A 21,271-nucleotide genomic window follows, 5' to 3' on the forward strand; every position below is an offset into this window, starting at 1 on the left:
GTAAAAAGAAGATGGTCGCTATTATAGCTGTTATGAGAAAAATTATAGTCATTGCTAATGCTAAAATTAGAGATTTAAGACTGAAAATGCAAATTTCGTAAATAATTTACAACATAGTTGATGACGATTTTTTTATATGTAGTGACAGATCATTGATCTGTCAGTTGTTTAGAAGACAGCACACTGTGCTGTCACTACAAATAAACCATAAAGATAATAATTTGAGACACATGACAAAATGCAACAAACCATAACAAAAATTCTCGTCAATGGTATAGTTCAAGGGGTTGGATTTCGCCCTTTTATCTATTGCCTTGCCAAAGATATGAATTTATGTGGCTCGGTGCAAAATACTCCTAATGGTGTTGAAATCCTTCTACAATGTGATGAATCTACCGTAGATAGTTTCATAAATGATATGCAAGCAAAACTACCTCCGCTAGCTAGTATAGAAACTATCCAAAAAACTATTTATCAAACTAAAACTAAATTTACAGATTTTAAAATTCTAGAAACTCAACAAGGTAGCTCTACGACTAAAATTCCTGCTGACACAGCAATTTGTGACTTATGTTTAGATGATATTTTTAACTCACAAAGTCGCTACTATCTATATCCATATACTAGCTGTACGCATTGCGGCCCTCGCTTTAGTACGATACAAAGCCTACCTTATGATAGAGATAAAACTACTTATAAAGATTTTCCATTATGTAATGATTGTCTAGCCAATTATACAAATCCATTAGATAGACATTATCATGCTCAAACTGTTGCATGTGCTAAATGTGGCCCAGAATTGTCACACTCTTTTGAAGAAATATCCCAAGCTATCAAAGCTGGTAAAATTATCGCAATTAAAAGTCAAAATGGTTTTAAGTTAGTTGTAGATGCTACAAATACTCAAGCAGTCGCAGAACTCCGTAGAAGAAAACTTCGCCCAAATAAACCATTTGCTTTAATGGCTCTAAACACCCAAAGCATACAAGAGCATTTCGCAGAAGTTACTACACAGCAAAACGAGCTTCTAAAGACAACTATCAGACCTATTGTTTTACTTAAAAGACACTCTACTAACAATATTAGCTCATCTATTGCACCACGCATAAATCAGCTTGGCTTTATGCTACCCACAACAGGGACTGATTATATCCTTTTTTATCATCTACTAAACCGACCTACTGGCTCTAGCTGGCTTAATGAGGCTCATGATTTAGCATTGATTGTCACAAGTGCAAATATCTCTGGTGAAAGCATCATTGCTAATAATAATGAAGCTCACGAAAAGCTCAAAGATATAGCTGATCTAATAGTTACAGATAATCGTGATATAGCGATAAAAAGTGATGATAGTGTTTTTCATACTGTGATAGATAAAAATCTACCAATTAGAAGATCTCGAGGACTTGTACCGCAATCAATCCAACTATCAGAAACTCTACCAAATATACTAGCTACTGGTACATTTTTGAAGAATACTTTTTGTTTTATTAAAGATAATCAAGCCTTTGTATCGCAACACATAGGCGATATGGATAGCCAAGCAAATATCGAATTTTTTGAGCAATCTTTGGAGCATTTCCAAAAGATGTTTGGGCTTAAATTTGATGCTATTGCATGTGATTTACATCCTGATATTTATACCACTTATTTTGCTCAGAAATTTAATCTACCAATTTATCAGATCCAACATCATCAAGCTCACCTAGCAGCTGTAATTGCTGAGAATAATTTGCAAGGTCAAGCTATAGGTCTCGTACTAGATGGTTTTGGTTTAGGTGAAGATGGTTTAGCTAGAGGTGGTGAACTTTATCATTGTGATATTGATAATTTAGAATTTAACCGCATTGGTGAACTAGATCCTATTGACTATATCGGTGGTGACAAAGTTGCCAAAGAACCTTGGCGAATGGCTTTGGCAGTATGCCATAAATATGCTCTTGAGATACCAAATCATCTCAAAGAGTTTCCGCAATCTGAAAGTCTAATCAAGCTTTTACAAAATGACTCTTTACCTAAAGGTAAAACTACTAGTATGGGCAGACTCTTTGATGCTGTTTCTAGCTTATTAAATATTTGCAACATCAACACTTACGAGGCTCAAGCCGCTATAGAATTAGAGTCTTTAGCTGATATTTCAAGCATTCAATATGATACCAAATCGGTATCATTTAAAACTAATTTAAATTTAAAAAAACTACTAAAAAGCATAATAAAATGCGATAATATAAGTGTTGCTAGTAACTTATGGCACAGCACTTTGGCTTATGCTCTAGCGCAGTGGATTAGTAACTCAGCCCAACCTCGAAATATTAAGAACATAATACTTAGTGGCGGTTGTTTCCAAAATAAGCTACTACTAACAGAGACTTACCGTCAACTTAAAGAAATGGATTTCAATATTTATATATCAGAGAAAGTTCCTCTAAATGATGGTGGTGTAAGCCTTGGACAAGCTTGGCTCGGTGCCAAAAAATATAAAAAAGGTGAGTAAAATGTGCTTAGCAATACCCGCAGAAATTGTAGAAATCAAAGAAGATAATCAAGCAATTGTTAATGTTGGCGGTGTAAAAAAAAATATCTCTCTAGCTCTACTAAGAGATAAAGTTCTTATCGGTGATTTTGTCATAATCCATGTTGGTTTTGCTCTTAGCAAACTAGATAAAGAAATGGCTCATCAGACTCTAGAGGATCTAAAAAGTATAATATAAAAGGGGTAATGTTATGGATTACATACAAGAGTTTAGGGCCCCAGAAGTTGCAAAATCTCTTCTACAACAAATCGCTAAAGAAGTTGACCCTAATAGACAATATAACCTAATGGAATTTTGTGGTGGGCATACACATGCTTTACACCGTTATGGCATTCCTAGTCTTTTGCCTAACAATGTCAAAATGATACACGGACCAGGTTGTCCTGTATGTGTACTACCTATCAAAAGAGTGGATCAAGCAATATTTTTGGCATCACAAAAAGATGTAATCTTCTGTAGCTACGCAGATATGATTCGCGTACCAGGGTCTCACCAAGATAGTCTAATCAAAGCAAAAGCGCGTGGTGCTGATGTACGGATGATCTACTCAGTAGAAGATGCTCTAAAATTAGCTGAAGAAAACCCTGATAAAAAGGTTATATTCTTTGCTATTGGTTTTGAGACAACTACGCCACCAACTGCTGTAGCTATACAACTAGCTATAGCTAAGAAATTAGATAATTTTCTAGTATTTTGTAATCATGTACTTACACCTGTAGCTATGCAAGCGATCTTATCTGAAGATGTTAAGATTGATGGTTTTTTAGGTCCATCTCATGTCAGTGTGATTATTGGTAGTAATGCTTATGATAAAGTAACTAAAGAATACCAAAAGCCAATGGTTGTAGCAGGTTTTGAGCCTTTGGATGTACTACAATCTATACTTATGCTTATCAAGATGATAAACGCTGGCAAAATAGGTGTAGAGAACCAGTATACAAGGGCTGTAGTACCAAATGGCAACCAGCTAGCACAAGATTTAATAACTCAATATCTAAAAATTAGAGATACTTTTGAATGGCGTGGACTTGGATATATTGCAAATAGTGCCTTAGAGATCAAAGACGAATATGCAAACTTTGATGCTGAAAAATACTATCAAATCCCCGAGGTGCAAGGGCTAGAGCATAAGCAATGTGCTTGTCCTGATATTCTAAGAGGCTTAAAAGAGCCAAAAGATTGTAAATTATTTGGTGTTGTATGTACTCCAGAGCAACCTATGGGAGCTTGTATGGTTTCATCAGAAGGTGCCTGTGCGGCACATTACCAATACGGAGACTAAAATGGCTGTGAAATTAAACATCAAAAATGGTGTAGTCGATCTAGCGATGGGTGCTGGTGGTAAGGCTATGCATCATTTAATCGAGCAGATGATTAAAAAAAGTTTTGATAGTCAATATCTAGCTCAAGCAGAGGATCAAGCTGTACTACCGCACATAAATGGTAAGATCGCTATGACAACAGATAGTTATGTAATCACGCCATATTTCTTTAGAGGTGGCAATATTGGCAGTCTTGCAATTCATGGTACAGTTAATGATCTAGTAGTAGGTGGCGCTAAACCATTATATATATCTGTAGGACTTATTTTAGAAGAGGGTCTACCTCTTAGAGATTTAAAAGTAATCCTAGATTCTATGGCAGAGGCAGCTAAAAAAGCAAATGTTCAAATTGTAACTGGAGATACTAAAGTTGTAGAGAAAGGTAAAGGAGATGGCATCTTTATCAATACAACTGGAGTTGGTGTAATTCGTAATGACTTTGTCACTAGAGATACTCTTGAAGATGGTGATGAAATTATCATAAATGGTTCTCTAGGTGATCATGGTGTCGCTGTAATGTCACAGCGAGCTGGACTTGATTTTGAGTGCCAAATAGTAAGTGATGCAACATCTTTAGATGGCTTGATAGACTCGATTTATGAGAACAATTGTAAAGTAAAAACAATGCGTGACCCTACTCGTGGAGGAGTTGGTGCAACCCTAAATGAATGGGCAAACCAACATAATGTAGCTATTGAGATAGATGAGGAAAAACTTCCTATATCTAAAGAAGTTCAAGCAGCGTGTGAGCTACTTGGTTTAGATCCATTATATATCGCCAATGAAGGCAAAGTTTTAATCGCTTGTAAGCCTAGTCAGACTCAAAAGGTTTTAGACTGCTTAAGGGGTCATCCGTTAGGAGAAAATGCCCAAGTGATAGCAACCGTAAGAAAAAGTGAGCAACCACAAGTATTTATGAAAACCACATTTGGTGGCAAAAGACGTGTGGATTGGTTAAATGGTGAGCAATTACCAAGAATATGTTAAGGAGAGTAATATGAGTCAGTTTTATTTCTTAAAACATGATGACCTAGATAGAATGATTTCTTACTTCTCAGGGCAAGGCTATGAAGTTATGGCGCCAGCAGTTAGAGATAAATCTATTGTTTATGACAATATAAACAATGCAAGCGAGTTGCCTTGGGGTTATGTAGATATACAAGAGCCGGCAAAATATGAAGTCATCAAAACAGATGCTAAAAAAGCTTTTGGTTGGAGTGTACCAGTTCAGTCTGTTAAGCCGATGCTTTTTGAAGAGAAAGAAACACTCTGGAGAGTTTCTCGTGATGAGAGTGGCAAACTAACATTCAATCAAAGTTTAAATAATAAAAAATATGCTGTACTAGGTGTTAGACCTTGCGATCTAAGAGCTATTGAAATTCAAGATAGAGTGTTTGTTGAAAATGCTTATCAAGATGTACGCTATAAAGCTAGAAGAGAAGCTATGTTTATCGTAGCTGCAAACTGTACTACAGCACATAGTAACTGTTTCTGTATCGCTCTAGGAGATAAGCCAGAAGCGGATAAAGGTTTTGATCTAGCTATGACAGAAATTGAGAATGGTTTTGTGATAGAGACAGGTAGTGATAAAGGTAGACAAACCATATTAGCACTACAGTTAGAACCAGCAACAGGCGCTCAAACATATCAAGCTGAACAAAAAGTAAAAGCTGTGTATGGTATGCAAAAGAAAACTCTACCACCAATAGCTCAAGTAGAAAAAGCACTAACTAGCTCATATGATCATCCACAATGGGATGATGTTGCAGAGCGATGTCTATCTTGTGGTAGCTGTACGCAATCATGCCCTACTTGCTTCTGCCATACAGAAAAAGAGCAACCAAGCTTAGATGGTAAAGAAAGTGAGCATACACGTGAATGGGATTCATGCTTTGGTCTAGATCATAGCTATACTCATGGTGAACTATATCGTGAAGAACCAAAACACAGATATCGCCAATGGCTAACTCACAAGTTTGGTACTTGGAGAGAGCAGTTCAAAACTAAAGGTTGTGTTGGTTGTGGTCGTTGTATCACATGGTGTCCTGTAAAAATTGATGTTACAGAAGAAATTAACGCTATTTGTGAGGAGAAATAATTATGATATACCCACAAGATGCTTATTTACCTCATGAAGCTGAGATAGTTGAGTTTATCAAAGATGCTGATGATATTTTTACCCTACGTTTACGCTTTGTAGATGAAGAGTTACGCAAAAATTACAAATTCCACCCAGGTCAGTTTAATATGCTGTACTTATATGGTGTTGGTGAAGTTGCAATATCTATTGTTAATGATAGAAATTTTGCTGATGATATCTTTGAGCATACAATCCAAGTAGTTGGTCGTATAACTAAGGGTATGGACAAACTAAAAACTGGTGAAACTATAGGTGTTAGAGGTCCATTTGGTAGCTCTTGGCCTGTAGAGCAAGCAAAAGGTAAAGATGTTGTAATTATGACGGGCGGTCTTGGTAATGCTCCTCTAGTTGCTGCAACAGAAGAAATCCTAAAAGATAGAGATGCTTTTGGTAAAGTATATGTCGTACAAGGCATTCGTGATACTTCTGGTCTTATCTACCAAGATAAATACACTCGCTGGAATAACCAACCAAATACACAGGTACTTCTAGCAGCTACAGCTGGCGAGCCTCACGGCCCATGGAAATGGTATGATGGCTTTGTAACTGCAGCAATTCCAGATCTTGATATTGATCACAAAAATACAGTGGTTATGACTGTTGGTCCTGAGATTATGATGAAAAATGTTGCCAAAGAATTTGCTAAAGTTGGTGTGCCAGAAGAGCAAATTTTTGTCAGCTTAGAGCGTAGCATGAAGTGTGCTATCGGACATTGTGGTCATTGCCAAATGGGCAAAGAATTTGTCTGTAAAGATGGTGCTGTATATGCTTATCCAGCTGTTAAGAAACTATTAGAAATAAAAGGAGTATAATTATGTCATCTCAAGATAAATTAAAAAATTTAGCTCCTAGACCAAAAATAGCTGTGCATAAATTCAGCTCATGTGATGGTTGCCAACTAGCTCTAATCAATGATGCTGTATCATTACTTACATTAGCTGAAATGGTTGATATTGTTCACTTTGCAGAAGCTGGTCCTCTAGATGAGTTTGCTGATGTTGATATTGCATTTATCGAAGGTAGTGTAAACACTCATCATGATATTCCACGCTTACAAAAAATTAGGGAAAAAGCAAAGTATGTAGTGGCTATCGGTGCTTGTGCCGTGGCTGGAGGTATTCAAGCTCTAAGAAACTATACAAATGCTGCCGAGCTCCTAGAATGGCAAAAAGCTGTATATCCTCAAGATACAGATGTAATTATCAAAGAAGATTTATCTACAGCAAAAGCTATCAAAGAGTATGTAAATGTTGATTTTGAAATCTCTGGTTGTCCTATAACTACGGAGCAAATACTCAAAGCTATCCGCCAGCTACTATTTGGTGTAGAGCCTGAGAAAGTTGTTGATCCAGTTTGTACAAGCTGTAAGCATGCTGGCGTTACTTGTGTAATGGTGGCAAAAGATGAGCCATGCTTGGGTCCTGTAACAGCAGATGGTTGCGGTGCAATCTGTCCAAAACTTGGACGTGGTTGTTATGGTTGTTTTGGTGCATCAAAATATGCCAATCTAGATGCAATGACAACTAGATTAAAAGAACTTGGTTTATCAGACAAACAAATCCAAGATAAATATAGATTTATCAGTAGCCAAGATGAAGTATTTAAAAAGGCTGGAGTATAATTATGAGTAGAGAAACAGTTATTGAAGTGCCTATTTTAGCCCGTGTTGAAGGTGAAGGTGCTTTAGATTTAAGAATTAAAGATGGAAAAATAGATAAGTGTGAGCTAAGAATCTATGAGCCACCTCGTTATTTTGAAAAATTCCTCGAAGGTAGAGAACCAAATGCAATTATCGATGCTGTAGCTCGTATCTGCGGTATCTGCCCTCTTGCATATCAAGCAGGCTTCTCAAGAGCTTATGAAACTGCTTTTGATATCACTAGAACTCAATGGATTGATGATATGCGTCTATTGATGTTTTTGGGTGAATGGATTGAGTCGCATTATCTACATGTACATTTATTAGCGGCACCTGACTTCTTAGGTTATAGATCAGCTATCGAGATGGCAAAAGACTACCCTAAAGAAGTTGTCCGAGGTGTTAAATTACAACATTTAGGTAATGATATACTTAAACTACTAGGTGGTAGATCTGTTCATCCTAATGGTATGAAAGTTGGTGGCTTCTACAAAGCTCCTTTGGTAAAAGAAGTACATGCACTGATTCCTAAGCTAAAAGATGCCCTAAAAGAAGCTAAAGATGTGGTTGAGTGGGTATCTAAACTATCATTCCCAGATACTACTATTCCGTTTAAGATGGTTAGCTTATCACATCCTACTGAATATCCTGTATTTGGTGATGATGTGATTACTAGTGATGGTGAGAAATTCCATATTAGTGAGTATGATGATCATTTCAGAGAGTTCCATGCTCCACAATCTACAGCGCTACACTCTACAACTATTGATGGTCAGCCAATACTTTTAGGTCCTCTGCCAAGAATCAACCTAAACTTCGACAAACTACCTAAGCATATCCAAGAAATGGCACATGCTACTGGTGTTAAATGGCCAAGTAAAAATATGTTCCATTCTGTAGTTGCTAGAGCTATCGAGGGCTACTGGGCGATAGAAAGAGCGTTACAAGTATGTGAAAACTACTCATATACAGATACTCCATGTGTTGACTATACTGTCAAGGCTGCCGATGCTTGGGGTGCTGTAGAAGCTCCGCGTGGTATTCAGATAGATCATATCAAGGTTAATAATCAAGGTTTAGCTGAGAAAATAAGAATATCAGCACCTACATCACAAAACTTACCTTGTATTGAGGCTGATCTGCGTATAGCTTTAGAAAACTTTGGTTTAGATAAGCCAGAAGATGAGCTAAGACTACATGCTGAGATGGTTATTCGTAACTATGATCCTTGTATATCTTGTTCTGCACATTTCTTAACATTGAATATTGATAGAGATTAAACACAATCAGTCATCCTATGACACATATTTTTTTAATTTAGCTATAAATTTCTAATTTAAGAAACAAAATTAGTTAAAATAAGTAGCGAAATATTAACTATGTTCATAATTTAAGGAACTAATATGAGAAAAAATATAACTATTTTCTCTGTACTAATCTTAGCGTTACTATTATTCCTAGCAACCCAAGATCTTAAAATGCTTAGTATGATTGGCATTGCCTTTATGCTAGGCCTTAGACATGGCTTTGATGCTGACCATATAGTTGCTATAGATAATGTAACAAGGCAACTAATAACTCAAAATAGAGCAAGTTTCAAAACTGGTTTATTTTTTGCTTTAGGTCATTCAACAATTGTCTTCTTGCTTACTCTACTTATAGTTATCGGCTTTAGTTTTGCCAGTATCGAGAAAACTAATGCTTTGGATGTGGGAGCTTTTTTTGGAACTATTGTATCGGCTGTATTTTTGCTACTAACAGGGACTATGAGTCTTCTCTCTCTAAAGAAAATGCTCAAAAATAAAACTAGTATGGCTCACGATCATACATCAAATTCTATATTGGCAAAACTTTTTAGACCTATAATCAAAGTCATAGATAGACCATATAAAATGTATTTTGTAGGCTTTCTATTTGGTTTAGGCTTTGATACCGCAACTGAGGTAGCTCTATTAGGCATGGCTGCTGCTAATGTACTAAATGGTTTATCTATTTGGTATATTATGTTGCTACCTATCTCATTTGCTCTAGGGATGATTATAGTTGACTCTATAGATGCTGGATTAATGTCAAAAGTTCTAAGCTTTAACTCAAAAGAGCAGAGATTTTATCGTTATAACATCATAATTTTGTGTATTGTGATAGCTGCTGCTTATATCGTTGCTTTAGTTGAATTGTTAGGCTTATTAAATACAAATATAGCTACAATTAATCTAGTTACAGACTTTGTTGATGATTATTCATCTACTATTGGCTTAAGCTTAGTAGCTATTTTCTCTGTATTTTTTGTGTTTAAGTTTGTAAATGTATACTCAAAAAGAAAAATAAAATAATACCTTACTGGACAGCATAATGTGCTACCCCTACAGAATTTTATTTATCATAAAAGGTAAAAAATGAAACAAAAAACTCTAATTCTTGGTATAGGATCACCTTTTGCAGATGATCAATTTGGTTGGTTTGTAGCCGATAAACTAGCTGAAGTTGTAAGAGAAAAAAATATTCAAAATATCACTGTAGAAAGTGCTGATAGACCAGGTTTAAATCTACTAACATTTCTAGATAGTGGATATGACAAAATTATCCTTATAGATGCGGTATATGCCAAAGTTACACCAGGTTCAGAGTTTTATTTCAAAGCAAAAGACATACTTAGCTTTGGTGGTTTTCTATCCTCACATAGCGTTGGAGTTGCGCCATCTTTAGCATTAGCTGATGCTGTAGGGATGGATATTAGCAATGTTGAGTTTTATGGTGTAGAGGGTCAAAGAATCTTTGAAAAAGATGAAATACTCTCTGATATTGTAAGAAATGCTATAGAGTCAATGTCTAAAAATATTATAAGTAAACTAGGCCTATAGTTTAGTAAACTTATAACTAAGAGCTAATATAAATTTATATAATTACTTTTGTAATAGCTTCTCAGCAGCATAAGGTGCAAAATACGTAAATATCCCACATGCACCAGCACGCTTAAACACTAGCAGAGACTCTAAAATAACTTTCTCATCTAACTCACCACAATCAACAGATTTTTTAAGCATATTATATTCGCCACTTACCTGATAAACAAAAGTTGGAAGTCTAAACTCTGACGATACTCTATAAACTATATCTAGATATGGCATACCAGGCTTGACCATAACACTATCAGCGCCTTCTGATATATCCATAGCTACTTCTCTAAGTGCTTCATCAGAGTTTGCTGGATCCATTTGATAGCCACGCTTATCGCGAAATTTTAATATTTTATCATTACCTGTTAGGTTAGTAGTACCTATAGCATCCCTAAATGGTCCATAAAATCCTGAAGCATACTTAGCTGCGTATGACATAATCTGCGTATCAACTAAACCCTCGTCTTCTAATGCTTGACGAATCATTCCAATACGCCCATCCATCATATCAGAAGGTGCAACGATATCACATCCTGCCTGCGCTTGAACTAGTGCTTGCTGAACTAGTACATCTACAGTCTGGTCATTCAATACCCTATGTTTATCGTCTAAAATCCCATCATGTCCGTGATCTGTGAAAGGATCTAAAGCTACATCACATATAATTCCGATATTCTTATTTTCATCTTTTGCAGCTTTTATAGCTCGACAAACAATATTTGATGGATTTACAGCCTCTGATGCTTGAGAGTCTTTCTTATGACTACTTATATTTGGAAAAAGTGCTATTGCTGGGATTCCTAACTCAGTTGCTTTTCTGACAATAGCTGGAACACTTTTTAGGCTATAACGAAATACTCCAGGCATAGACTCAATAGGAATATCCCCTTCATCATCACGATCATGTATAAATACAGGCCAAATTAAATCACTTGGCGAAAGAGTATTTTCTGCAATTAACTTTCTTGACCATTCAGTCTGTCTAGTTCGACGAAGTCTGGTTTTTGGGTAACTCTCAAATGACATATAATAATCCCTTAAGGTTTTTAACTTTAAATATTTATCTGAGCAAATTCTAACTTGTGTTAACAACACGTTATACGAAGCAGATTATCAAACTTTTGATAAAAAAGAGTTTAGATAAATATTGTCAGAATAAACTCTGAGGTGATTATAATTTATTTTTTATAAAATTGTTATCTTTGATACAAAAATACATCAGGCCTCTGTAGTAGCTGATGACAAAGAATCAAATAACTTTTGTATTGCCTCAGCAGGAATATTACGAGTTATAAAAACTAATCTAGTACGATGATCATTATCTGGCCATTCATCGAGCCATCTAACAGAATGAAAAAGATGTTGTACTCCGTGTATAACCACAGGCACCTCCTCTCCCACTATATTTATAATACCCTTAACTCGAAGCAAGTTTGGTCCTGATATAGCTGAAACTAGCTCTAGAAACAAATTAAATGCCATCAAACTAATAGGAGTATCACTAGTCATTGAAAAAGCTTGTATTTCACTACTATGGCGATTTATATTATGATGGTCGTGGTCGTGGTCGTGGTCGTGGTCGTGGTCGTGGTCGTGGTCGTGGTTATGATGCTGATCAAACTCTTCGATTGCAAGCCACTTTAAAATTTCTTCAGATTTACTATCTGAATCATAAGTATTTAAACCTATTATTGCTGATATTACAGCACCTTTATCTGCACCATCTATTATTTGAGTTGATGGATTTATTGACCTTAATACACTTATTAGATTTTCTTGTGTTTTTTTGTCAGCTATATCTGTCTTAGAAATAACAATTCGTTCAGCCATTGCGGCTTGTTTAAGAGCTTCTTGATGTATATCTAAAGTTGAAGTCCCATTAATCGCATCAACAATAGTAATCACCCCTGCTAACTTATAATTTTGATGAAGCTCGAATGATCTCATTAATGTATGGATTATAGGTGCTGGATCTGCCAAACCTGTAGTTTCTATTACAACTCTATCGAACTCTTTCGTATCTTTGTTTGACAGTTTATTTGCTAAATTAAGTAATGTTTGAGTCAAATCTGCTCTAATAGTACAGCAGATACAGCCATTTTGGAGTTCAACAATATCTTCATCACTATGTTCAACTAAAGCATGATCTAGTCCAACTTCACCAAACTCATTAATTATTATAGCTGTTCTTGACATTCCTTCTTGTCTAAGAAGCTTAGATAAGAAAGTAGTCTTTCCACTACCTAGAAAACCTGTGATTACGATCACAGGAATAAGTTTTTGAGGAGCCATATCTTGCATTACTAATACCTAACCTTTATTGATTTTGTATCTAGACAATATAAATCTTATCAAATACTATTAAATGTTATAATATAACATATTAAGAGTTTTAAGTTAAATCTTCTTGTGTACTGAAGCTATGGTAAAATCTATTGGAAAAAACAGATCTCAATCAAAAGATAAATTAGTACTATCAGATATATACGATGATAATATTAATATCTCTATATGGCAGAGAAATATTAGTGAAAACTTAGCTATAGCTGCTAAAAATTACATTAGAGAAAGTAGCAGTACTCATACTCTACCTATAATAGTCAAACCCTTAGATGTCAAAGAACAACTAACTAAGCAGCTACCAAACTTTCCTCTGCGAAATTATTTAATTGAAGATATAACAGAGATCATCGATATGTTTTGTTATCTTTTTGATTTAGAACAAGCCGGTCTAAGATTAGCTATTATTGATAAAGCTATGTGCCCTCGTTTTCATGTTGATCATGTGCCATGTAGACTTGTAACAACTTATTCAGGTACAGGAAGCGAATGGTTATATAATGAGGAAGTCGATAGAAACTTACTAGGTAAGGTCGATAATCCTTTCTTGAATAAAAATACAAATATTCAAAAACTTAATACTGGAAATATTGCATTACTTAAAGGGGAATCTTGGATAGGCAACTCAGGCTCAGGTATAGTTCATAGATCACCAAATATTGTAGATGGAGAAAGAAGGTTACTATTAACTTTAGACTTTGCCTAAAGTAATTTGGAAACTATAGCCCCCAACTATAAGTTTTAAATATACTCCTTTTTAGTAATCTAACTTTTCACCATTTATCAGATCAGCAGGTAGTTTGACAGTCATATAAATTGCTCCACCTAATGCAAAGCCTATTGCTGCAAATGGAGCTACAAAAGCATTAACTATATCGCTATCACCTGAATGATATTCTCCATTATAGAGAATATCTTGTGTCTTTGAAGCCCCTTTGAATAAGCCAAAAAAAGAACCAATTGGTGCAGTTGCCAATAAGGCCACATCTGTAACTGGTGTAACTACAAACTCATCTAAAAAACCTTTACTCTCTACTTTTGAAGTATTAGAAGGAGCATTTATCGGATCATTACTAATACCAGTATCAGCAAAGCTATAGTTTAATAGAAAGAGAAAAAAGCATATACAAAATACTATTTTTTTAATCATAAGTTTTTGCCTTAAATAGTTTATCAATTCAGTATAGTATAAAATACTCAAATAAATAAATTATTATATTTTTTATGTTTACGAAAAAATTAAACTTAACCATATTGCTCTAATCATTAAGAATTTAGAATATTCTGAAAAATTTTACTCTAATATCCTTGGTTTTGAAAAAATATAGAGACCAAATTTTGAATCTAAAGGTTTGTGGTACAGAGCTGGAGATTTTTATTTGCATTTAATACTATCAGAAACAATGACTAGACCTTTTATTGACCCTATAAATCAGACTGCTCAAACACATTTTGTAATAGCTCTTACCACTATAGATTACACAGAATTTCTAGCAAAATTAAAGTCTTTAGATATTAAAATAATAAGTGAAGAATTTAGTAAAGAAACAAATACAAAGCAGGCTTTTTTCTATGACCCTAGCTTTAATATGATTGAGGTAAATAATTAATTAGATAAATACTAATCAACCGAAATTCGCTTATATTTAATCTTAGTAATAGCATCATATTTATCGCCAAGACGGCGTTTTTTGTCTTCGATATAAGCATCGTAGTTGCCTTCAAACCAAACTACTTCACTATTACCCTCAAAAGCAAGCATGTGTGTAGCAATACGGTTTAGGAACCATCTATCGTGTGAAATAACCATGATACAACCTGGGAAGGCTAATATAGCTTCCTCAAGCGCTCTTAAAGTCTCGACATCAAGATCATTTGTCGGTTCATCTAGTAGAATAACATTACCACCACTTCTTAGTAGCTTCGCAAGATGGACACGGTTTCTCTCACCACCTGATAGCTGAGAAATGTATTTCTGTTGATCAGCACCTTTGAAGTTAAATCTACCTACATATTGGCGTGATGGAATAGTGAATTTACCTACTGTAATTACATCTAAACCATCAGCAATTTCTTCCCAAACAGTTTTGCTATCATCAAGAGCATCACGAGATTGATCTACATAAGCTAGATTTACAGTTTCACCGATATTTATCTCACCAGAATCAGGAGTTTCTTTACCAGTTAGCATCTTAAAGAATGTAGACTTACCAGCACCGTTAGCTCCAATAATACCAACAATCGAACCTGGATATACATCCATATCAAGACCATCTACAAGAAGCTTATCATCAAACGATTTAACAAGATCTTTAACCTTGATAACATTATTACCAAGTCTTTCACCAGGTGGAATATATAGCTCTTGAGTCTCGTTTCGTTTTTGAAACTCTTGAGAGCTTAACTCATCGAATTTCGCTAATCTAGCTTTTGATTTAGCTTGGCGACCTTTGGCATTTTGACGTACCCACTCTAGCTCTTCTTTAAGCGCTTTTTGATGTGAAGATTCACGTTTCTCTTCCATCTCTAGACGTTTTTGCTTTTGCTCAAGCCATTGTGAATAGTTACCTTTAAATGGTATACCTTCTCCTCTATCAAGCTCAAGAATCCACTCAGCAACATTATCTAAGAAATATCTATCATGGGTAATAGCTACAACTGTACCTTTATATTCTGCCAAGAATTTCTCTAACCATGCTACAGATTCAGCATCTAAGTGGTTAGTAGGCTCATCTAGAAGTAGGATATCAGGAGCAGATAATAGAAGTTTACATAAAGCAACACGACGAGCTTCACCACCAGATAGCTTAGTAACATCAGCATCCCAAGGTGGAAGGCGAAGAGCTTCTGCAGCAACCTCTAGCTTACGATCAATCTCCCAAGCACCAGCGGCATCTATAGCATTTTGTAAATTACCTTGCTCTTCTAGAAGTTTAGCCATTTCATCATCTGACATTGGCTCACAAAACTTCATACTAATTTCATCAAACCTAGTAAGCATCTCTTGCAAGTGTGATAGTGCCTCTTCAACATTACCTCTTACATCTTTTGTTTCATCAAGCTTCGGTTCTTGTGGTAGATAACCAATTTTGACACCTTTACGTGGAGCTGCTTCACCAACAATATCAGTATCAAGACCAGCCATAATTCTAAGTAGAGTAGATTTACCAGAACCATTAAGACCTAATACACCAATCTTTGCACCATCAAAAAATGATAGTGAAATATCTTTAAGGATATATTTGTTAGGTGGCACAACTTTGCCGACCCTATGCATTGAGTATATATATTTTTCAGCCATGCAAATTATTTTTGAAAATTTTAGATAAACAGATTATAGCAGATGATTAAAATAGTTTCTTTTATAAAGCAAAAATGACTTATTTTTTTGTTTTTTACAAAACCATATTCACTATAATTTAGTTATTTTCATGATATTATCTTACGAACAATTTGACCTAATTATTGCGAGTTAGGTACTTTTATTTAAACTTTGAAATTAGAGATAAAAAAATGAAAGACTTACAACTAAAAACTATTTTTCTTTGTTCTTTAGGCATGGTTCTAGAATATTTTGATTTTATAATATATCTGAGCTTTTCTGAAGTGATTGGAGCTCATTTACTTCATAGTTCTAACTCCCAAATTATCATACTTTTAATATTTGCTTTAGGTTTTGTTACAAGACCTATTGGTGGCATTATCTTTGGACAAATTGGTGATAGAGTTGGACGCAAAAAAGTATTGGTAGCTGCTGTTCTTTTGATGACAATTGGCACATTAGGTATTGGTCTTATTCCTGATGCTTCAGTCATAGGAATATATGCTGGTTTACTATTACTTACTTTTCGTATTATGCAAGGTCTTTCTGCTGGTGGAGAGGTCAATAGTGCATTTACATACCTAAACGAAACTATCATTACTAACAAAATATATCCTATCGCAGCAGTAATGATCTCTGCAGCTATAGGTGTAATGCTTGCTAAGCTACTAACGATAATACTTAATTTTATTTTCCCTGACAATTATGCTTGGAGAATTGCTTTTATACTTGGTTCTACGCTAGGGATTGTTACTTTTTATATAAGAAAAGAGCTACATGAGAGTCCTCTTTTTACCCAATTATTACAAACTAATCAACTGACAAAAAATCCAATTATTGAGCTATTTAAACATTACAAAATGCCATTATTAGGTTGTTTTTTGATGACTGCTAATGTTATGTCTTGTATTACATTGTTCTATTATGCTTTACCAAGCTATTTAACAAATCTATCTAGTTATAGCTCTAACAGTATGCTCAAGATTAGCATTATAGGCTTACTTATGATGTGTATATTTGGCTTACTATCAGCATTGCTAATAAAGAAAGATAGCATTCCAAAGTTGGATAATTGGTTCTTACTTTTATCATCAATATTATCTATCTGGTTATGTTATGCTTTTATTCATAGTTCACACTATATGGTTGCGTATTTAGTCTATAGTATTTTTTTTAGTGCTTATATTATGATTGCTCAATTTAGATGTATTAATGCACTACCTGTCAAAGTAAGATTAGTTGGTATGGGAATTGGTTATGGTTTAGGTTCTGCTGTTTTTGTTGGATTTATGCCTCTTATAACACAGTCTCTTATTCTAGAGTACCACTCACTTTATATACCTGCTTTTATTGCTATTATTACAGCAGTATTATCTTTAGTAGGTTCTCTTATTCTAAATATAACTTCCCATACTAAAAAAATAAAATTATGAAAAAAAGTATAAGTAGTAAAAGTACGGTAATAAATGTTATACAAAAGCTTTTTATACTAAACAGTGGCTTTGGATTAGGATTTAACTCTCTTAGCCGTTTAAAATACTCTTCATTAGATTCACCTACTTTCCTTTTCTTTGGATTTAAATCATAGTCTGCACTTATTGAATCAGCTATATTATTTCCTATAGGAAAATAAATATTGATAATAGGTAAAAAGACTAGAAACAAAATTCCTAAAACAATAAATAAAACTGTCATATTATTTATGCTTACTTCTCATAACCAACATACTCTATAGAATTGCTTGTTACTTCAAACTTAAATATCACTAATCTAAACCTAAAAAGAAACATGCCATCAGTGATATTATCTTCTTTGACTCTTCTAACAATCTCTTCTTCTAGAGATTCATTTGTATATCTACATAAATCAAAAATACTTGTAAAATCAGTATATAATTTTTCAAAGTTTATAGTTTTCATTATTGTTTGTGATGTAAAATAAATCTATACAACCAAATATACATTACGGTAAAAGTTATCTCTATTAATAATTCTACTAAAAATAATTTTTCTAATCCCCCAGGTAGCCCCATGCGCAAAGGAGGAAGTAGAGATTTTTTAAGATTTATTTTTTCTTCTATGTTTAAAAAGCATAAAGAAAGTTTTCCTAAAGACCATGTTTTAGAAAAACAACAAGCCTTAGAACAATTAGATAAATCAAATGATTATAGTATTACTTGGTTAGGGCATGCTGCTTTTTTGATTAAGCTTAATGAATATTTTATTGTTACAGATCCTTTTTTAAGTAAAAATGCTGGGCCTGGATTTTTAGGACCAAAACGAGAAATATTTTCTCCTTTAGATTTAAGTGAGCTTCCAAAAATTGATATGCTTATTATTAGTCATAATCATTATGATCATTTAGACTCAAAAGTTATAAAGAACTTTCCAAATAAAGAAAATATCAAAGTAATAGTACCACTAGGGCTTAGTAGTTTTTTTATCAAAAGAGGGTTTAAAAATGTAACAGAAATGAACTGGTGGCAAGAGATTAATATAAATAATATTACTATAGGCTGTTTACCATGCGTTCATTTTTCTGGGAGGGGTTTATTTGATAGAAATAAAACTCTATGGGCCAGTTTCTCAATCAAAGATAAATACAAGAAAATATGGTTCTCAGGAGACACTGCTTATGGCGAAGTATTTAAAGAAATTGGTAAAAAAGAAGAATATTTTGATCTCGCTTTAATAGGTATAGGAGCATATGAACCTCGTGATTTTATGTGTTCTGTACATGCTACTCCGGAAGAAGCAATTCAAATAGCCAAAGATATCAAAGCGACCAAAACCATAGGCATGCACTGGGGAACTATCAGACTTACACCAGAGCCTTTTTTTGAGCCACCTAAAAGATTCAAACAAGCAGCTATAAATCAAAAATATGGCGATAATAATGCTTTGATTTTAAAAATTGGTGAAACTATAAATTTAGAAATCTAATAGGGTTGATTAGAAATTAACTAGCATTCGAGTACAGCTAATCGCAATAATAAGCATAAGAATCCCCGTAACTCGTTCTACCCACTGCCAAACAACTAATTTTTGGATAAATTTTCTTAGAAAAAGCCAATTACAACAAATCAATGATTATTTTGATATATAAAACATATTGTATATTACGCTGATTGAATACTATTACTCCTAATTTTAAATAGATTATTTCTTTTATAAAAAATCCTAAGTCCCATAATAAAACTAATAACTGATAATACACTTATAATACTTAGCATAAAACCAATCGATGGATTCATACTTGATGCAATAATACTTATCAAGAAAATCCCACACATTTGCATGGATCCATAAAAAGCACTAGCTACTCCTTTCATATTATCAAATAAACTCAAAAGATTTGCTGCTGAAATTGGTATTACTATTCCACAAGCTAAGAAAAAAATAGCAAGAATAAATAAAAGATCAAATAGTTCTAATAGATTTAATAAATCTAAAATTATCAATATATTAGATGATAAGAACATAAGAAATAATCCAAACAGTATAACCTTATTTTTATCCATATATTTAAGCAATATCATTGATGTCAAAAAACGTGAAACAATTATCATCATTAATAAAAGTGTTGAGATCATACCAAAAGCTACTGATGTTAAATGATAATCCTTGATCAATATAAACGATCCTATTACATCAAACGAAATTCCTCCTGATAAACCAGTAATAATAAAAAGTAGATAAATCCAAAATTTCTTATTTTTTGCAACAATTAGATAGTTACTGACTAAATGACTAATATTCATTGCTTTAGGATTTTTATCTTTATTAGTTTCTGGTAATAAAAAAAGTACAGCAATAAATAAACTAACTGCAAAAATAAACATAAAAATAAAATTGCTCTGCCAACCAAAATGAAACTGTAAAAAACCTCCAATAACTGGAGAAATAGCTGGAGCTACGGCAAAAAATATACTCATCCAAGATACTGCTTTTAAAAAGTGTTCTTTTCTAAAAGAGTCCTGAACCAGTGTTCTAGCCAAAGTAATTAAAGCTCCTGCACCGAGACCCTGTATAGCTCTACTAAAAATTAGAAATATAATAGAATGAGAGAGAATACATAATATTGAACCTAAAGCAAAGATTATAGATCCTATTAAAATTAAAGGTTTCCTACCGTATTTATCTGATGCTGGTCCATAGATAAGCTGAGATATAGCCATTGTTACAAAAAAACTTGAAACTGTCATTCTAGATAATGATGAACTTGTATCAAAATAATCTGTAATTGCTGGAAGAGAAGGTGTAAACATCATCGCACCAAAGAAATAACCACAACCTAAAGCTATTGTAAAAATTGTTAGCATTACAACACCTAAAGGTTTTTTTCTGACTAAAATCATAGGAAGAGTCTCTTTTTTTAAATTCTATTGAACACTTGATCAATAATATTACCACCTAATGATCGATCGTTCAATAGAATTTAAAACATACTATCTGCTATAATTTCTAAAAACTTATGAAACTCTTAAAATTAATGGAATCTAAAACTCATAAAACTGCTAAAAAAATTATTAAATCTGCAAAAGTGTTATTTCTTGAAAATGGTTTTAATGGCACATCTATTAGAGATATTGCTAAAAAAGCTAATGTACAAAGCTCTCTTATATATCATTATTTTTCTAATAAGACTGACTTATGGAAAGCTGTTAAAGAATCTTTAATAAATTCTGAAACATTTTCTGATATCAAAGACTGTATAAAGGAAGATACATTTGAAGAGTTCTTAAAAAAGCTAGTCAAAGCAAGGTTTAATATTCATACAAAAAATCCTGATATACTAAAAATGTTAGACTGGCAGCGCTTAGAAAAAAACTCTTCTTTATCAGGTATCAAAAATCAGCAAAAATTCGCATCGTTTGATCAACTTGAAGAAAAAATAAAAGATTTTCAAAATAATGGACAACTATCCAAAGATTTTTCTGCTAAATATGTCCTTCTATTTATATCATCTGCAACGTTAGCTCCATTTATACGCTCTTATGAGTTAGATAAAGATATATTAGAAGAAAATGACTTTATTAAAACAACCACTACGCTTTTATTAAAAGCATTCAAATAAT

Annotated in this window: 20 protein-coding genes and 1 pseudogene; 15 read left to right on the forward strand and 6 right to left on the reverse strand. The window is 33.7% G+C overall.

The features are described from left to right. The first annotated feature begins 238 nt into the window (after positions 1–238). The 10 genes from hypF to F3D57_RS04985 all read left to right on the forward strand — a co-directional run bounded on the left by hypF (position 239) and on the right by F3D57_RS04985 (position 10,496). On the forward strand, positions 239–2,494 hold the full coding sequence (hypF, locus tag F3D57_RS04940) for a carbamoyltransferase HypF (RefSeq protein WP_150465414.1): 2,256 nt from the start codon (positions 239–241) through the stop codon (positions 2,492–2,494). Position 2,495: 1 nt separating this feature from the next. Beyond that, positions 2,496–2,711, forward strand: coding sequence for a HypC/HybG/HupF family hydrogenase formation chaperone (locus tag F3D57_RS04945; protein ID WP_150465415.1), 216 nt, complete (start codon positions 2,496–2,498; stop codon positions 2,709–2,711). 13 nt (positions 2,712–2,724) lie between these two features. After that, a complete protein-coding gene (hypD, locus tag F3D57_RS04950; protein ID WP_150465416.1) occupies positions 2,725–3,816 on the forward strand; it encodes a hydrogenase formation protein HypD in 1,092 nt (363 codons plus the stop codon). A 1-nt stretch (position 3,817) separates the two neighbouring features. Further along, complete coding sequence (gene hypE / locus F3D57_RS04955) at positions 3,818–4,843, forward strand: hydrogenase expression/formation protein HypE (protein WP_150465417.1); 1,026 nt, start codon at positions 3,818–3,820, stop codon at positions 4,841–4,843. Between the two features lie 10 nt (positions 4,844–4,853). Next, entirely contained in the window at positions 4,854–5,954 is a 1,101-nt protein-coding gene (locus F3D57_RS04960) for a 4Fe-4S dicluster domain-containing protein (RefSeq protein ID WP_150465418.1), read from the forward strand. 2 nt (positions 5,955–5,956) lie between these two features. Then, the gene (locus F3D57_RS04965; RefSeq protein ID WP_150465419.1) at positions 5,957–6,808 is read left to right on the forward strand and encodes an FAD/NAD(P)-binding protein; all 852 of its coding nucleotides are present in this window, start codon (positions 5,957–5,959) and stop codon (positions 6,806–6,808) included. A 2-nt stretch (positions 6,809–6,810) separates the two neighbouring features. Then, positions 6,811–7,617, forward strand: a complete 807-nt coding sequence (locus F3D57_RS04970) for a sulfhydrogenase subunit delta (protein WP_150465420.1) — start codon at positions 6,811–6,813, stop codon at positions 7,615–7,617. Positions 7,618–7,619: 2 nt separating this feature from the next. After that, on the forward strand, positions 7,620–8,915 hold the full coding sequence (locus F3D57_RS04975; RefSeq protein WP_150465421.1) for a Ni/Fe hydrogenase subunit alpha: 1,296 nt from the start codon (positions 7,620–7,622) through the stop codon (positions 8,913–8,915). Positions 8,916–9,038: 123 nt separating this feature from the next. After that, positions 9,039–9,968, forward strand: coding sequence for a HoxN/HupN/NixA family nickel/cobalt transporter (locus F3D57_RS04980; protein WP_150465422.1), 930 nt, complete (start codon positions 9,039–9,041; stop codon positions 9,966–9,968). A gap of 63 nt (positions 9,969–10,031) precedes the next feature. After that, positions 10,032–10,496 carry a hydrogenase maturation protease gene (locus F3D57_RS04985; RefSeq protein WP_150465423.1) on the forward strand — a complete coding sequence of 155 codons (465 nt, stop codon included), beginning with the start codon at positions 10,032–10,034 and terminating at the stop codon, positions 10,494–10,496. Positions 10,497–10,538: 42 nt separating this feature from the next. Here F3D57_RS04985 and hemB read toward each other — a convergent pair whose 3' ends face one another. Both hemB and F3D57_RS04995 read right to left on the reverse strand, forming a co-directional pair. Beyond that, entirely contained in the window at positions 10,539–11,558 is a 1,020-nt protein-coding gene (gene hemB / locus F3D57_RS04990; protein WP_150465424.1) for a porphobilinogen synthase, read from the reverse strand. Between the two features lie 192 nt (positions 11,559–11,750). Beyond that, on the reverse strand, positions 11,751–12,833 hold the full coding sequence (locus F3D57_RS04995; protein WP_150465425.1) for a CobW family GTP-binding protein: 1,083 nt from the start codon (positions 12,831–12,833) through the stop codon (positions 11,751–11,753). A 121-nt stretch (positions 12,834–12,954) separates the two neighbouring features. On the opposite strand from F3D57_RS04995, the gene F3D57_RS05000 reads away from it, so the two are divergent. After that, positions 12,955–13,578, forward strand: a complete 624-nt coding sequence (locus F3D57_RS05000; protein ID WP_150465426.1) for a DUF1826 domain-containing protein — start codon at positions 12,955–12,957, stop codon at positions 13,576–13,578. A 51-nt stretch (positions 13,579–13,629) separates the two neighbouring features. Here F3D57_RS05000 and F3D57_RS05005 read toward each other — a convergent pair whose 3' ends face one another. Beyond that, the gene (locus tag F3D57_RS05005) at positions 13,630–14,022 is read right to left on the reverse strand and encodes a hypothetical protein (protein ID WP_150465427.1); all 393 of its coding nucleotides are present in this window, start codon (positions 14,020–14,022) and stop codon (positions 13,630–13,632) included. A 103-nt stretch (positions 14,023–14,125) separates the two neighbouring features. On the opposite strand from F3D57_RS05005, the pseudogene F3D57_RS10505 reads away from it, so the two are divergent. After that, positions 14,126–14,482, forward strand: a pseudogene (locus F3D57_RS10505) (VOC family protein). A gap of 11 nt (positions 14,483–14,493) precedes the next feature. Here F3D57_RS10505 and ettA read toward each other — a convergent pair. Next, positions 14,494–16,173, reverse strand: a complete 1,680-nt coding sequence (ettA, locus tag F3D57_RS05020; RefSeq protein ID WP_150465429.1) for an energy-dependent translational throttle protein EttA — start codon at positions 16,171–16,173, stop codon at positions 14,494–14,496. Positions 16,174–16,385: 212 nt separating this feature from the next. Here ettA and F3D57_RS05025 point away from each other — a divergent pair, with 212 nt between their 5' ends. Then, positions 16,386–17,627, forward strand: a complete 1,242-nt coding sequence (locus F3D57_RS05025; RefSeq protein WP_150465430.1) for an MFS transporter — start codon at positions 16,386–16,388, stop codon at positions 17,625–17,627. Positions 17,628–17,900: 273 nt separating this feature from the next. Here the strand turns inward: F3D57_RS05025 and F3D57_RS05035 are convergent, their stop codons facing one another. Further along, entirely contained in the window at positions 17,901–18,113 is a 213-nt protein-coding gene (locus tag F3D57_RS05035; RefSeq protein ID WP_146421534.1) for a hypothetical protein, read from the reverse strand. Between the two features lie 111 nt (positions 18,114–18,224). Here F3D57_RS05035 and F3D57_RS05040 point away from each other — a divergent pair, with 111 nt between their 5' ends. After that, on the forward strand, positions 18,225–19,136 hold the full coding sequence (locus F3D57_RS05040) for an MBL fold metallo-hydrolase (protein WP_150465431.1): 912 nt from the start codon (positions 18,225–18,227) through the stop codon (positions 19,134–19,136). A gap of 176 nt (positions 19,137–19,312) precedes the next feature. Here the strand turns inward: F3D57_RS05040 and F3D57_RS05050 are convergent, their stop codons facing one another. Next, a complete protein-coding gene (locus F3D57_RS05050) occupies positions 19,313–20,551 on the reverse strand; it encodes a multidrug effflux MFS transporter (protein ID WP_150465432.1) in 1,239 nt (412 codons plus the stop codon). 134 nt (positions 20,552–20,685) lie between these two features. Here F3D57_RS05050 and F3D57_RS05055 point away from each other — a divergent pair, with 134 nt between their 5' ends. Beyond that, positions 20,686–21,270: a TetR/AcrR family transcriptional regulator gene (locus F3D57_RS05055; protein ID WP_013923717.1), complete on the forward strand. Its 585-nt coding sequence runs from the start codon at positions 20,686–20,688 to the stop codon at positions 21,268–21,270. Position 21,271: the final 1 nt, after the last annotated feature.

Origin of the sequence: Francisella sp. SYW-2 (assembly GCF_008711475.1) — a bacterium.
GTDB lineage: Bacteria > Pseudomonadota > Gammaproteobacteria > Francisellales > Francisellaceae > Francisella > Francisella salimarina.

Coding starts and splice junctions, on each gene's coding strand:
- F3D57_RS04985 (WP_150465423.1), top strand. CDS start 10,032: ATGAAACAAAAAACTCTAATTCTTGGTATAGGATCACCTTTTGCAGAT.
- F3D57_RS05000 (WP_150465426.1), top strand. CDS start 12,955: ATGGTAAAATCTATTGGAAAAAACAGATCTCAATCAAAAGATAAATTA.
- hypD (WP_150465416.1), top strand. CDS start 2,725: ATGGATTACATACAAGAGTTTAGGGCCCCAGAAGTTGCAAAATCTCTT.
- hemB (WP_150465424.1), bottom strand. CDS start 11,558: ATGTCATTTGAGAGTTACCCAAAAACCAGACTTCGTCGAACTAGACAG.
- F3D57_RS05040 (WP_150465431.1), top strand. CDS start 18,225: ATGCGCAAAGGAGGAAGTAGAGATTTTTTAAGATTTATTTTTTCTTCT.
- F3D57_RS05005 (WP_150465427.1), bottom strand. CDS start 14,022: ATGATTAAAAAAATAGTATTTTGTATATGCTTTTTTCTCTTTCTATTA.
- F3D57_RS05050 (WP_150465432.1), bottom strand. CDS start 20,551: ATGATTTTAGTCAGAAAAAAACCTTTAGGTGTTGTAATGCTAACAATT.
- F3D57_RS05055 (WP_013923717.1), top strand. CDS start 20,686: ATGGAATCTAAAACTCATAAAACTGCTAAAAAAATTATTAAATCTGCA.
- F3D57_RS04980 (WP_150465422.1), top strand. CDS start 9,039: ATGAGAAAAAATATAACTATTTTCTCTGTACTAATCTTAGCGTTACTA.
- F3D57_RS04995 (WP_150465425.1), bottom strand. CDS start 12,833: ATGCAAGATATGGCTCCTCAAAAACTTATTCCTGTGATCGTAATCACA.
- F3D57_RS04965 (WP_150465419.1), top strand. CDS start 5,957: ATGATATACCCACAAGATGCTTATTTACCTCATGAAGCTGAGATAGTT.
- hypE (WP_150465417.1), top strand. CDS start 3,818: ATGGCTGTGAAATTAAACATCAAAAATGGTGTAGTCGATCTAGCGATG.
- F3D57_RS05035 (WP_146421534.1), bottom strand. CDS start 18,113: ATGAAAACTATAAACTTTGAAAAATTATATACTGATTTTACAAGTATT.
- hypF (WP_150465414.1), top strand. CDS start 239: ATGCAACAAACCATAACAAAAATTCTCGTCAATGGTATAGTTCAAGGG.
- F3D57_RS04960 (WP_150465418.1), top strand. CDS start 4,854: ATGAGTCAGTTTTATTTCTTAAAACATGATGACCTAGATAGAATGATT.
- F3D57_RS04970 (WP_150465420.1), top strand. CDS start 6,811: ATGTCATCTCAAGATAAATTAAAAAATTTAGCTCCTAGACCAAAAATA.
- ettA (WP_150465429.1), bottom strand. CDS start 16,173: ATGGCTGAAAAATATATATACTCAATGCATAGGGTCGGCAAAGTTGTG.
- F3D57_RS04975 (WP_150465421.1), top strand. CDS start 7,620: ATGAGTAGAGAAACAGTTATTGAAGTGCCTATTTTAGCCCGTGTTGAA.
- F3D57_RS04945 (WP_150465415.1), top strand. CDS start 2,496: ATGTGCTTAGCAATACCCGCAGAAATTGTAGAAATCAAAGAAGATAAT.
- F3D57_RS05025 (WP_150465430.1), top strand. CDS start 16,386: ATGAAAGACTTACAACTAAAAACTATTTTTCTTTGTTCTTTAGGCATG.